Genomic DNA, 12,720 nt, shown 5'->3' with positions numbered 1-12,720 from the left:
TCAGGCCTCCACCGGTGCGGCCGCGACCTCGCCGGTGCGCCGGAGCTTCTGCCAGCGCAGTCGGCCACCGGTCAGCGCCGTGATCGTGGACTGCAACAGGACGATGTACATCAGCTGCCGGTAGACCAGCTGCTGGATCGGCAGGCTGATCAGATGCAGGGGCTTCTCGCCGTCGAGCCGGAAGGCGTACCAGGACAGCACGGCCTGGAGCAGGATGAAGCCGCCCCAGCTGGCGAGGGTGATCGGGGCGTCCGCGAACAGCACGCCGTACAGCAGGAACATGTCGACCAGCGGCGCGAGCAGCGGGGCGACCACGCCGAACATCACGACGAGGGGCAGCCCGAGCCGGCCGAAGCGTCCGGCCGGACCCCGGGAGGTCACGGCGCGGCGGTGCTTCCACATCGCCTGCATGCTGCCGTAGCTCCAGCGGTACCGCTGGGACCAGAGCTGCTGGAGGCTGGCGGGGGCCTCGGTCCAGGCGCGGGCGCGCTCGGCGTAGACGATCCGCCAGCCGTCGCAGAGCACCGCCATGGTGATGTCGGTGTCCTCGGCGAGGGTGTCGTCGCTCATCCCGCCGACCCGCCGCAGGGCCTCCTTGCGGAAGGCGCCGACCGCGCCGGGGATGGTCGGGATGACGTTGAGCATGTCGTACATCCGGCGGTCCAGGTTGTGGCCGAGGACGTACTCGATGTGCTGCCAGGCGCCGATCAGGCTGTCGCGGTTGCCGACCTTGGCGTTGCCCGCGACCGCGCCGATCCGCCGGTCGCCGAAGGGCTGGACCAGTTCGCGCACGGTGGACGGCTCGAAGACGGTGTCGCCGTCCATCATCACGACGATGTCGTACGACGCGGCCGCGATACCGGTGTTGAGCGCGGTGGACTTGCCGCCGTTGGCCTGGCGGATCAGCCGGACGAACGGCAGATTCATCTCCTCGACGATGTCCGCGGTGCCGTCCGTGGAGCCGTCGTCGATGACGATCACTTCGATCGGATGGTCACTGGCGATCAGGGAGTTGAGGGTGTTCGCGATGCACTCGCGCTCGTTGTAGGCCGGTACGAGGACGGTGACCGGCTCGGTGACGGGTGGTCCCCACGCGTTCCGCCGCTTGGAGCGCCGGGCGTGGAGCGGTGCGAGGACGAGCATCAGCGCGAACCGGCCGAAGTTGAGGAAGCCGACGACGGCCAGCAGCGCGACCAGCACCGGCAGGGTGAGCACGGCGGCCTTGCTGGCCCAGATGAAGCACTTGCCCGCCCACAGCTGGTAGCCGTGCACCGGCACGGTGGCGTCGGTGGCGCCGAGCGCTTCGGAGACGGTGGCGAAGCGGTACCCCTCGCCCTTCAGCTTCACGATGATCTGCTCGAGCGCGGCAAGGGTCTCGGTACGGTCGCCGCCCGCGTCGTGGAGCAGGATCAGCTCGCCGGCGCCGGGCTTGCGCGGCATCGCCGCCTTGACGATCGCGTCGACGCCGGGACGCTTCCAGTCGTGGGTGTCCCGGTCGATGAACGCGGTGAGGTAGCCGTGGGAACCCACGTACTTGATCACCGGGTAGTTCCAGTCGTCGAGCGCCGAGGCGTCGGAGGAGTACGGCGGTCGGAACAGCGCGCTGTGGACGCCCGCGACGCCGGCCAGCGCCAGCTGCGTCTGCGCCAGCTCCCAGCTGATCCGGGCTTCGGACTGATACACCAGATCGGGGTGGGTGAAGCTGTGCACGCCGATCTCGTGGCCGCCCGCGACGATCTGCCGGATCAGCTCCGGGTGGCGCGTGGTCATCGCGCCGGTCACGAAGAAGTCCGCGCGGACGTCGTGGGCCGCGAGCACGTCCAGGATCTTCGGGGTCCACTCCGGCGAGGGGCCGTCGTCGAAGCTCAGGACCACGGTGTGGTCGGGGATCCGGTAGCTCACGGGGCGCTCGTTCTTGTCGCCGCGCGCGTCGATGACCGGGCCGCCCTTGAGCAGGTTCTCCGGCACGGTCGTCTTGTCGACCGAGGTCGCGATCCGGGTGTCGTGGAACGCCTCGTTGGTGGCGAGGCCGCGGAGGACGAGGAGCGCGAGCAAGCAGGCCAGCAGGGACAGCGGCATGAAGAAGCGCAGCGGCGGCGCAGCCAGTCGGCGTGGTCTCAGCAGGGACTGCCGACGACGCTGGTGGCGGGACAAGGGCGCTCCTGGATCTGGGTGGTGCGGACGATCAGCCACGCTCGGCCGGCCCGCCGGCGTTGCTTTGGGCGCCACGATGGCCGCGTTATGTCAGGGAATGTCGCGATGTTCGGCGTGATGGCCGAACTTTCCGGGTGCGGCGTCGCAGACCGCGCCCTCCAGGGTCAGGAGGGCGTCAAGGGTCCCCTGGCGGGCAGGTACGCGGGCTTCGGCGGTATCTCCATCGCCGGGGCTTCCGACTGCATACCGATCAGGCTGCCGCCCATGGCGGCCGCCAGGATCGCGCCGACCACGGAGACCGGCCAGCCGAAGCGCCGCAGCAGACGGCTGCGCAGACCCGACTGGTCGACGAACACCGGTGCCGGAGCAGGCTCCCACTGACGGGATTCGGCCACGTCAGGCTGTGCCGAGTGGACCGATTCGCGCCCGGAGAATGTGGCGACTTGGCGCATGAATGTGGCCTTTTTGTGCAAGGTGTGGAGACCGCTGAGGCGTAGAGCGGACCGTAGCGCATGACCAGAATCGATTGGTGTGCGATGTCCATATTTGACATGGCTCGATCGATTGTCGTAACCGGATCGGTACATCAACGGGCGCCTCCTGACGCCTGAATGACCGGGTCGCGAACACGAGGCGTGATGGCTTGAATCCTTCGCTAGGATGACCGCTCGATTCACGCGATCAGCGAGTGATCCGCATGCAACGGGCGTGTCCAGTCACCGCCTCTACGCCCCAAGGAGCCTGTGTGAGCCAGCCCCGCCGCACCTCTCGTCGCCGAGCCTGGACCGCGCTCACGCTGCCCGCCCTCCTGTGCGCACTCGCCGCGTGTTCCGCCGACCCCGCGACCGGCGGAGGCACCGACGCCGCAAAGCCCGCGCGGGAAGCCTCGCCGACACCCACGGGACCGCCGGGAACCCTGTTCGACGACTTCGACTACACCGGCGCCGACGACCCTTCCCTCGCCGCGCACGGCTGGGAGATCCGTACCGGCGGGGGCGGCCCGGGGATCAAGGACACCTGGAGCGCCGACGGCGCCGCCTTCCCCTCCGACCCGGCGGCCGAGGGGGGCAAGGTCCTACGACTTCGCTCCTCCACCGACGGCACCCGGTCGGGCACCACGCAGGTCGAGGTGCAGACCACGAGCCGGAACTTCTTCACGGGAACCTTCGCCGCCCGGGTCCACCTCAGCGACAAGCCCGCGAGCGGACGCGACGGCGACCACGTCGTCCAGACCTTCTTCCCGATCTCCTCCTCGGACTCCTCGGAGAACTACAGCGAACTCGACTTCGAGTACCTGCCGAACGGCGGCTGGGGTTCGGTGGGTCCGCAGCTCGACAACGTCAGCTGGTACAGGGCCGATCCGCCGGACCGGGTGCACCACACCGTCAAGCGGCGCCTCGGTGGCTGGCACACCATGATGATCACCGCCATGGACGGCAAGGTCGTCTACTCCCTGGACGGCAAGAAGCTCTTCACCAGTTCCGGCAAGTACGTCCCGCGCGAGCAGATGGACATCCACTTCAGCAACTGGCTCATCGACCTCCCCTTCACCGGTGGCCCGCGCAGCTGGGACATGAAGGTCGACTGGGTCTACTACAAGGCCGACAAGGCCGTCTCCCAGGCGGACGTCCAGAAGACGGTGGACGGCTTCCACAGCACCGGCACCGACTACATCAACACGGTCCCGAAGTCCTGACCCCCACGCCCCCCCGGAGCGCAACGTGACCCAGTCGCAGGGCTGCTCGGGTGGCGTTGTCGCGGCGGGTGGCGGTGAGACCCGGGCCGGGTGGCACTCCAAGGCATGGTTGGTCATGACCTACGGAGCGGTGTGGTGTGAGACGACTCTTCCCGGCCTTGAAATCCGACGCGACGGGAACGCGGTGCTCGGAGTCCGGCTCCTCGGATGGTGCGAGGCGGTCCCGCGAGCGCTGACGGCCGCTTTCCTCGGCGACGGCGCCCCCTCTCCGCAGAGCCTGATCACCGGGTGCGAGGTCGAGGCGGCGAAAGGAGTCGTGCCGTGCTGACGGAGGGCGACGGACCTGTGGTGGGCACCGGTGGGTACGGAAGCGCCTCTGCGAGCGCTCGCCGGCGCCGTCATCCGTCGCACTGGTCGCCCGACCGATGGTTGTACGGCCCTGGGGTACGCCCGTGACTCACGAGACCTCATCGCCGCGCCGCCGGCTGCGCTTTCACGGGCGCGGTTGGCTGTGGTGGACGCCCTTCGTGGGGGTGGGCCTGGCATTGATCGCGGAGGGGGTTCTGGGCGGAAGGGAGCCCGTCAGCTTCGTCCTCACGGGTGTCCCTCCCCTGGTCGCCGCGACGCGTGGGCCGAAGGGGACGGCCGTGTCGACCGTGGTGTGTCTGGCCCTGCAGATGCTGTTGGCGTGGCGGCGGCCGGGGCACTTCGACGAGCAGCACCATGTCGCGCTGTACGTCGCGACACTGCTGATCGGGGCAGTGAGCATCCTGCTCGCCCGGCAGCGCGAACGAGCGCGGGGGCACCTGGTTCGGGCGAATTCGGTGGCCGAGGTCATGCAGCGAACCCTGCTGCGGCCCGTACCGCCTCTGATCGGAAGTCTGCGAGCGGCGGCCTGCTACACCGCAGGGGAGGGCGGCACCCTGGTCGGCGGCGATCTGTACGACGTATGCGAAACGCCGTTCGGCGTACGGGCGATCATCGGAGATGTGCGGGGCAAGGGCCTGGACGCGGTCCAGGCGGTGTCCGCGGTTCTGGGGAGTTTCCGCGTCTCCGCCCACGAATGGCGGGACCTGCCCGTACTGGCGGACCGGCTGGAGCTGAGCATCGACCGCAACGGCCCGCGCGGGTCCGCAGGCGACCAGGAACTCTTCGTCACCGCTCTCGTCATGGAACTCACCGGCGACACCGTACGCATCGTGGACCGCGGCCACCCGCCACCGATCGCCGTCGGACCTCATGGCGCCCGCCTCCTGGAGACCTCTCCCTCACTCCCTCTCGGCCTCGGCGGCCTCTCCTCGGCCCCGGCCCGGACGACCGAGCACACCCTGCGGCCGGGTGAGGTGCTCGTCGCCTACACGGACGGCATCAGCGAGAGCCGCAACGCGGAGGGCGCGTTCTACCCCGTCCTTGAGCGCCTGACGGAGCACTTTCGAGCCGGCCGGACCGCGGCTCCAGACGCCGTCGTCTCGTTCCTGAAGGCCGACACCGAGCGCTGGTCGGCCATGTCAGAGGAGGACGACCAGGCCGTTCTCGCCTTGGCCCGCGTAGACAACGACCCAGCAGAAGGCCACGCCTCTCCCGCTCCTGATCCTTGGGCGGACGGACCTGCCTCTCCGGGCACGCTCTGAGAGCTGTCCGGCCCCATTCCACCGAACAGGCCTGCCGTGGTGACTGCCGATGCGGCTCCGGGTCAGCCGGTGGGATCCAGCTGGGCGAAGACGACGAGGTTCTCGGTGTAGTCCTTCGCCTTGCGGTCGTATGTGCCCGCGCACGTGATGAGCCGGACGAGCGCGTCGGGGGTGTCCCCGTAGACGCGCTGATCCGGGAAGTCGTCCTTGTGGAAATCCTCCACGGAATCGATGAGGAAGGCAGCGGTGGTGCCGTCGGCGCGAGTCACCTCGAAGGTGTCTCCGGCCTCGAGTTCGTTGAGCCGGGCGAAGACGGCGGGGCCGGTGGCCGTGTCCAGGTGGCCCGCGATGATCGAGGTCCCCCGTTCACCGGGAGAGATTCCGGACGCCTGCCAGCCCACCAGGTTCGTGTTGTCGGCCGGGGGCGGGTCGAGCGCGCCGGAGGGGCCGATCTTCAGGTCGATGAAGGGCGCGTCCACTCCGAGCTTGGGAATCTTCAGACGGACGGGAGCCGACCTCGGCATCGCCGGACCGGCCGCCGGGACGGCACTCGGCGAGGCGTGGCGCGAAGCGCCGGGACGGGACGACTGGGCGGGGGCCGAAGCGCGACCGGACTCGGCGGCAGCCGCGGGTCGGGCAGGCGCTTCCGTGTCCTGGTCGGACATCCCCGGACGGAGGACGAGCAGAAGCACAGCAAGAACCAGCGTCCAGAACACGGCGGGGACCACCCACCGCGGGACACGCCGGGGCGCTCCCACGTCAGCGGGATCCGGTCGGGTCGTCACCAGGGGCTCCTTCGGACTCGGGCGGAAGATCCGGGATGGGGGTACGGAGGTGTGGCCGGCCGGACGTAGGGGCCGCCGGCCGGGAGGCGGCCCCTGCGTCCGTTCTTCCTCACGTAGCCGCGCCGGCGGCCTTCCTGCGGCGGTGGAGGACGAACGCGGCGAGTCCGACCGCCACCAAGGCCGCTCCGGTCACGTTCGTGGTGCCGCTCGCGAGGCCGCCTCCGCCCGTGTGCATGCCGCCCTTCGGCTTCTCCGGCTTGTAGCCGCTCTCTTCCTTCGGCTTGTCCTTCTGCGTGTCCTTGGTCCAGTCCTTCTGCTTGTCCTTCTCCGCGTCCTTGGGCCACTCGTCGGCGTTGACGAGGGACAGGGCGCCGGAACCGGTGTGCATGCCGCCCTTCGGCTTCTCGTGCTCCTTCTGCCACCCGCCCTTGTCGTGTTCCTTCTCGGCCTTCTCGGCCTTCCCGCCCTTGTCGTGCTCCTTGGACCACTCGTCGCCACTGACGAGCGACAGAGCGCCGGAACCGGTGTGCATGCCGCCCTTCGGCTTGTCGTGGTCACGCTCCTGGCTGTGGGAGGTGCTGTCCCAGTCACCGGCGGTGATCGCGTAGGCGCCGGGTGCGGCAAGCGCCAGGGTGCCGGCGGCGGCGGCCGCGGCGAAGAGAATGCGGGCAGAGCGCATCGCTGAACTTCCTTCCGTACACCGCGTCAGCTGACCCACTGTCGGCTCTCCGTACACGGCGACATGGCTCACCGTCAGCTGCCGCCGAAGCGCCCGCCACTTGAGATGGTGCATACGGGCTCAACGCGAACGGCCGTAGGCCTCGCGCACCGCACCTTCCCGGGCTTCGCCGCCGGGTGAAGGAGGAGATGGCGCCGGTGGTGACGAAGCCCGGATCCGCAGAGCGGAACGCTGTGGGAATGAGAACGCAGCACCCAGCGAATTCCCGTGGTTCACCGGGCCCGCGAGCGACAGCTGCTCCGGGTGGACGCGGAGTCGTCCGCGCTCCGCCTACGTAGGGCCCACTGCCCGGTTCCTTGTGCCCGTCCGGTCGTCAGGCAGATTGCTCTCCGTCACTCCTAGGAGTGAGTGACCGTCGTGCGCGGAGCATGCCGCGGAAGCGCTCGGAGAGTCCATCCACCACGGGGGGGAACGGACGGCACATCTGCCGGCGGTACCTGCGGGCTGTACGTGTCGGCTCCGTACTGCCCCGGGAGCGATCGAGGTGCCGTTTCAGATCACTCTGAAACGGCACCTCGGATGTCGCTGTCGTGCCGTCAGGAGACGGTGATGAACCGGGCGATGCTCGGCACCCCTTGGGCGTCCAGGGCGAAGAGCATGTAGGTGCCCGGCAGGACCACACCCTTGTCGGCGGGGATGGACACCGTGTACGTGCCGGGCGCCGCAGCCGTGGATGCCAGCGGGACCCGCCGTTGGTCGTTGTCCGTGGAGTGGGTCGCGGCCGCGGCCCGCATCAGGACGAACGAGGCCACCGGCCCCTCGGTGCGGACGGTGAGCGAGGTGCCGGCGGCGGCCCGGGGCGGTACGCCGCCGGTGATGACGGGACGCGGCTTGGGCGAGCCGTCCGCGTTGAGCAGGTACGGCGGTGTGAACACGGACCCGTCGGCGTGGTTGGTGGCACAGTCACCGCACAGGCCGCCGCCGCCGGAGAAGATCCGCCCGTCGGGCAGCAGGTTCGCCACGCTGTGGTAGTTGCGCGGGATGGCCATGCTGGCGAGCGGGGTGAAGCGTCCGGTCGCCGGGTCCCACAGCTCGGGGGTCAGCACGGACGTGGCGTCGCTGAACGGCACGGGGTACGCCTGCCCGCCGAACACCGCGACCTTGCCGTCGGGCAGGACGACGCTGTTGCCGAAGGCGCGGGCGTTGTCCATGTCGCCCGTACGCGCGGACCGGACCTGACCACCGTCGATGCTCACGGTGTACGCGCGCCGGGTGGCGGGCGACTTCTCGTACGCGGGCGAGCCGCCCAGGGTGAGCAGCTTGCCGATGTCGTACGCGACGGCGTTGCCGGTCATGGCGTCCTGGCTGTCGGCCCGGGTGCCGGCGGGGGTGATGCTCCCGTTCCCGCCGGTCGCGATCCAGTTCATCTGCTTGCTCGGGCCCAGCTGGAGCACCTTGCCGCCCGAGGTGGCGTACAGCCACATGTGATTGTCGGCGCGGTAGGCGCCGGCCGGGTCGGCCGTCAGGGCCGGGGCGGCGGGGACTCCGGGGAGCTTGCGCCAGGTGCGGGTGTCCGGGGACCAGACCTCGCCTGCCTTGTCGCCCGCGGCTCCGCTCCAGGAGCCGCCGAGGACGAAGGCCTCGCCGGTGGAGAGCAGGGTCATGGACTGGTAGCCGCGGGCGATGTTCATGTCGGTGGTCGCGGACCAGGTATCGGTGGCCGGGTCGTAGATGCTCGCCTTCTCCGCGTTGCTGCCGCCGGTGACGAGGACCCGTCCGTCGGCGAGCATCGCTATGCCCGGGCAGAACATGTCGTGGCCGGTGTTGTCGACGCGTCGCTGGGTGACCTTGCCCGTCTTCAGGTCGAGGATCGCGGTCTGGGTGTAGCCGTTGCTGCCGCCGAAGCGGTCGACCGCGTACGCCGACCAGGCCAGGAGTTTGTCGCCCGGCAGGACGGCGGTGGCCACCGGGACCAGGGGGAAGCCGGTGATCCGGCTCCAGGTGCCGTGGGTGGCCGGTTTGGCCGGTCCGCTCAGGCGTATCTCGGCGGCGGAGGTCCAGGGCCCGCGGTTGCCGGCCTCGCGGGTCACCGTCAGGCGTACGTAGCGGGCCTTGGCGGCGCGGGTGAAGGTCGCGGTCTTGACGGTGTCGTCGTCGCGCCAGGTGCCCGTGGCGACCGGTGCGCCGAAGTGGGTCCCGTCAGTGCTGACGGTGATGGTGTACGCGCCCGCACGCCCGTTGGCGACGTCCCTGCGGGGCTGGTAGACCAGTGCGGAGACAGCCGCCCTGCGGTGCATGTCGATCGTGATGCTGTGCGGCAGCGGAGCCGGGGTCCCGGACCACCTGCTGTGCCAGATCGTTGCGGGGTCACCGTCGAGGACGTTGGCCGCCCGGCCGTTCTCCCTGGCGGTCTCCTCGTCGCTCGCCGTGGCGGTCCATCCGGTCCGGGGCAGGTCGACGGTGGCCGCCGGGGTTCCGGGGTCGCCGAGGAGGTTGATCTCCGCGGCAGAGCTCCACGGGCCGCGGTTGCCGGCCTCGGTGACGGCGGTGAGCCGGACGAACCGCGCACCCTGCGGGGCGAATCCGAGGGTCTTGGCGCCGGCATCGTCCGCGAGAGTCCCGGTGGCGACCGGACTCCCCCAGTTCCGGCCGTCGGCGCTCACGCTGATGCTGTACTCACCGACGCGCCCGTTCGCCCCGACGGTGCGGGGCTGGTAGACGAGCGCCGAGACCACCGTCGTGCGGTGCATGTCGACGGTGATGCTGTGCGGCAGCGGGGCCGGGGTCCCGGACCACCTGCTGTGCCAGATGGTGGCGGCGTCGCCGTCGAGGACGTTGGCCGCGCGGCCGTTCTCGCCGACGGTCTCCTCGTCGCTCGCCGTGGCGGTCCATCCGGTCCGAGCGAGCACGGGAGCCGTGGGCTCCATCGCGTTCGCCGGAGCCACGCCATGGTGCGGCGACACCTTCGCCGCCTGCTGCTCAAAGGCCCCCGGCACCGGCCGAGGTGTCGGACCACGGCCGCCCGGCCCCGTGCTCGCCACTCCGAGCCAGGGGGTCAGCCCGACGAGCAGCGAGCCCAGGGCGAAGGCTATGAGCAGAGGGGAGCGGCGGATTGCTCCGGCAAGAGCGCGGATGCGTCTGGGCTGCAATCGGACCTCCTGGGCGAGTTCGTGAACCGCTGGCGTCCCCTAGAACATAGGTCAGATCGGGTCAACTCGACTGCAAAACAGAGGAGTTGACACCCATCCTGCGCCGGCCGCACCTGGACCCGCCTCCTCCGCCGGACCCGGCGGTCGCGACTCACCACCTTGGATCCGGGTCCGGACGCCGGCAGGCCACCCCTGCCCCGGGCGTGCTCGCCAACGAGGCCACCAAGGCCGAGCGGAAGATCACCGACGCCGGGCAAGAAGCGCACCTTGACCGAGTCAAGGTGCGCTTCAGATCAGTCAAGTGCGCTGGTCCCAAATGGGTCCCCAGGAACGATCAAGCGGGCGTTTCGGATTGCTCTGAAACGGCCGCTGATCTGCGACTTCGAAAAGTCGGGACGACAGGATTTGCCTTGTATGGCGGAGAAGACCTCAACCGGGCGGCGTGGAGCGTATGTCTTTCCGCTGGCACCCCTCACGACCTCGTGGTCCAGCTCATAGATGCCGCAGCCGGCCTCGCCGCCCCCGCTCAGGCATCAGCAACTCCTCGACAGCGCATGCCGCCCTCCCAGCAACTCCCCGCACCCATACGTCGCCCGAGCCCGCGTCGCGTCCGCTGACCCGCCCTGCGGGCGGCGTAACTCGGCATGACCGGATGCCTCCTGGCACGTTTACCAGTCCGCCACGGGGCGAAATGCCTGTGCGTCCGAGGTACGGGCTAGGCCGTGTTTTAGATCTGTGACTGAGCGCTTCAGTTGTAGTTGAGTTGGCGGGTTGAGCGTGACCGCCTTCGCGGTGGGCCCAGGCGCCTCCGCGAAAACCTGTTGGCGGACCACGGCGACCACTGCTACTTTCCCGGAGGCCGTGCGAGAGAACGAGGAGGTGGTACCCGTGAACGCAGTATCGACATGGGTGCTCCCCTCCGGGGTCGCGGTCGGGCGATAGGTCGTCCGGGAGCGCCGTTCACGAGCACTCCCGAAAGGCACGACCATGCGATTCACTTCTGAGCAGCGCCTCGACGACGGCGTCCTCGAACGCGAGTTCACCCTCGGTGAGATCCCCGGCATCCTGTGGACGCCCGCGTCCGCATCCGCACCGGTGCCACTGATCCTGATCAGCCCCCCGCCCCTCGGCCTGCGCAAGATGTACCCCCGGCTGGCGGGGCGGGCCCGGTACTACGCGGCGAAATACGGCTTCGCCGCGGCCACCATCGAGCTCCCCGGGAGCGGTGACCGGCCCCGATGGGCCGCCGCCGAGCAGGCCCGCGCCGACCTGCGGCGGGCCGTGGAGGCCGGCGAACCGGTCGGCGACGAGATCATCGACGCCCTCGTCCTCCCGCTCGTCGAAAAGTCGGTCCCGGAATGGCAGGCCACCCTGGACGCCCTCCTGTCGCTGCCCGTGATCGGCGGCCCGGTCGGATACGAGGGGGGAGTGATCTCCATCGGCGTCCGGCTGGCGGTGGTCGAGCCGCGTATCTCGGCCGCCGGCTTCTTCGCCGGGAGTTTCGTGCCTCGCTCCATGTTCGAGGAGGCCCGCCAGGTCAGCATTCCGCTGCAGGTCCTGCTGCAATGGGACGACGAAGGGAACGACAGGCAGGCGGCCCTGGACCTGTTCGACGCCTTCGGCTCCAAGGAGAAGACGCTGCACGCCAACATGGGCGGGCACACCGGCGTCCCGCAGTTCGAGCTCGACGCCGGGGCCCGGTTCTTCGCCCGGCACCTGAAGTGAGGCCAGGCCACCGCCATCGAGGACAGGCCCCGGCCATCCTCGATGCCGGTGGCCAGCAGATGCGCAACCGCCCCGATCGCGGCAGTACCGGCCATCGGCGGTACCGGCCGGTCGGGGCGGCAACGATCACGGGTCCGGCCCGGTCACGACGGTGTCGTGACCGGTAGGCAGACACCCAACTCGCCAACTGAAGTGCTCAGTCACAAGATCGGTGTTCCATCCCGCGCCTCATGCAGTGATGATCACGGTGTGGGGCGTGGGGATCTTTCTGATGAGCAGTGGTCGGTGCTGGAGTCGTTGCTGCCTGCGGCAGGCGTGAGCCGCAGGTCCGGGCGCCGGCGGCGGTTGATCAATGGGGTTCGGTGGCGGGTTCGGACCGGTGTTCCGTGGCGGGATCTGCCGCACGAGTACGGGCCTTGGCAGACCGTGTACGGACTCTTTCGCCGATGGCAGCGCGAGGGTGTCTGGGCCCGGATCCTCACCTTGTTGCAGGCCAGGGCTGATGCGGCCGGGCTGATCACCTGGGAGGTGAACGTCGACTCCACGGTCTGCCGGGCCCACCAGCACGCGGCCGGTGCCCGCCGCGACGGCGCCGCGCAGAACGAACCGCCCGGCGGGCTCGGGACGGAGCCCGACGATCACGGGCTGGGCCGGTCGCGGGGTGGGTTCTCCACGAAGATCCATCTGGCCTGCGAGCAGGGTCAGAAGCCGCTGTCGTTGCTGGTCACGGCAGGTCAGCGGGGTGACAGCCCGCAGTTCGAGCCGGTCCTCGAAGCGATCCGGGTGCCCAAGGTCGGCGGTGGCCGTCCGAGGCGCAAGCCGCTGCGGGTGCGTGGTGACAAGACATCCCACGCGGTTAAGCGTCAAGCTGCTGCTGCCTTGAGGCCCCGTGGGAAGGCGA

9 protein-coding genes are annotated in these 12,720 nt (G+C 69.8%); 4 read left to right on the top strand and 5 right to left on the bottom strand.

Annotation, left to right across the window (positions count from 1 at the left end; all coding sequences use genetic code 11):
- Positions 1-2,154: a bifunctional polysaccharide deacetylase/glycosyltransferase family 2 protein gene (locus SGA01_RS04555; protein WP_371866000.1), complete on the bottom strand. Its 2,154-nt coding sequence runs from the start codon at positions 2,152-2,154 to the stop codon at positions 1-3.
- 164 nt (positions 2,155-2,318) lie between these two features.
- Positions 2,319-2,549, bottom strand: a complete 231-nt coding sequence (locus SGA01_RS04550) for a hypothetical protein (protein WP_141293550.1) — start codon at positions 2,547-2,549, stop codon at positions 2,319-2,321.
- A gap of 350 nt (positions 2,550-2,899) precedes the next feature.
- Here SGA01_RS04550 and SGA01_RS04545 point away from each other — a divergent pair, with 350 nt between their 5' ends.
- The gene (locus SGA01_RS04545; RefSeq protein WP_141293548.1) at positions 2,900-3,850 is read left to right on the top strand and encodes a glycoside hydrolase family 16 protein; all 951 of its coding nucleotides are present in this window, start codon (positions 2,900-2,902) and stop codon (positions 3,848-3,850) included.
- A gap of 647 nt (positions 3,851-4,497) precedes the next feature.
- Positions 4,498-5,481: a PP2C family protein-serine/threonine phosphatase gene (locus SGA01_RS04540; protein ID WP_229918297.1), complete on the top strand. Its 984-nt coding sequence runs from the start codon at positions 4,498-4,500 to the stop codon at positions 5,479-5,481.
- Positions 5,482-5,543: 62 nt separating this feature from the next.
- Here the strand turns inward: SGA01_RS04540 and SGA01_RS04535 are convergent, their stop codons facing one another.
- The 3 genes from SGA01_RS04535 to SGA01_RS04525 form a co-directional block, all read right to left on the bottom strand.
- Positions 5,544-6,266, bottom strand: coding sequence for a class F sortase (locus SGA01_RS04535; RefSeq protein ID WP_503827360.1), 723 nt, complete (start codon positions 6,264-6,266; stop codon positions 5,544-5,546).
- A gap of 109 nt (positions 6,267-6,375) precedes the next feature.
- Positions 6,376-6,945, bottom strand: a complete 570-nt coding sequence (locus tag SGA01_RS04530; RefSeq protein WP_141293542.1) for a hypothetical protein — start codon at positions 6,943-6,945, stop codon at positions 6,376-6,378.
- A gap of 596 nt (positions 6,946-7,541) precedes the next feature.
- Positions 7,542-10,094, bottom strand: a complete 2,553-nt coding sequence (locus tag SGA01_RS04525) for a galactose oxidase family protein (protein WP_229918296.1) — start codon at positions 10,092-10,094, stop codon at positions 7,542-7,544.
- Between the two features lie 987 nt (positions 10,095-11,081).
- Between SGA01_RS04525 and SGA01_RS04520 the strand changes: the two genes are divergently transcribed.
- Both SGA01_RS04520 and SGA01_RS04515 read left to right on the top strand, forming a co-directional pair.
- A complete protein-coding gene (locus SGA01_RS04520) occupies positions 11,082-11,819 on the top strand; it encodes an alpha/beta hydrolase (RefSeq protein WP_141293540.1) in 738 nt (245 codons plus the stop codon).
- Between the two features lie 249 nt (positions 11,820-12,068).
- Positions 12,069-12,720: IS5 family transposase (locus tag SGA01_RS04515; protein ID WP_141293538.1), on the top strand; the 652-nt coding region annotated here is incomplete at its 3' end.

The sequence above is a fragment of the Streptomyces gardneri genome, assembly GCF_006539185.1.
Lineage (GTDB): Bacteria > Actinomycetota > Actinomycetes > Streptomycetales > Streptomycetaceae > Streptomyces > Streptomyces gardneri.
The sequence above is the reverse complement of the archived record's forward strand: the minus strand, read 5'-3'. Positions and strand labels throughout refer to the sequence as shown.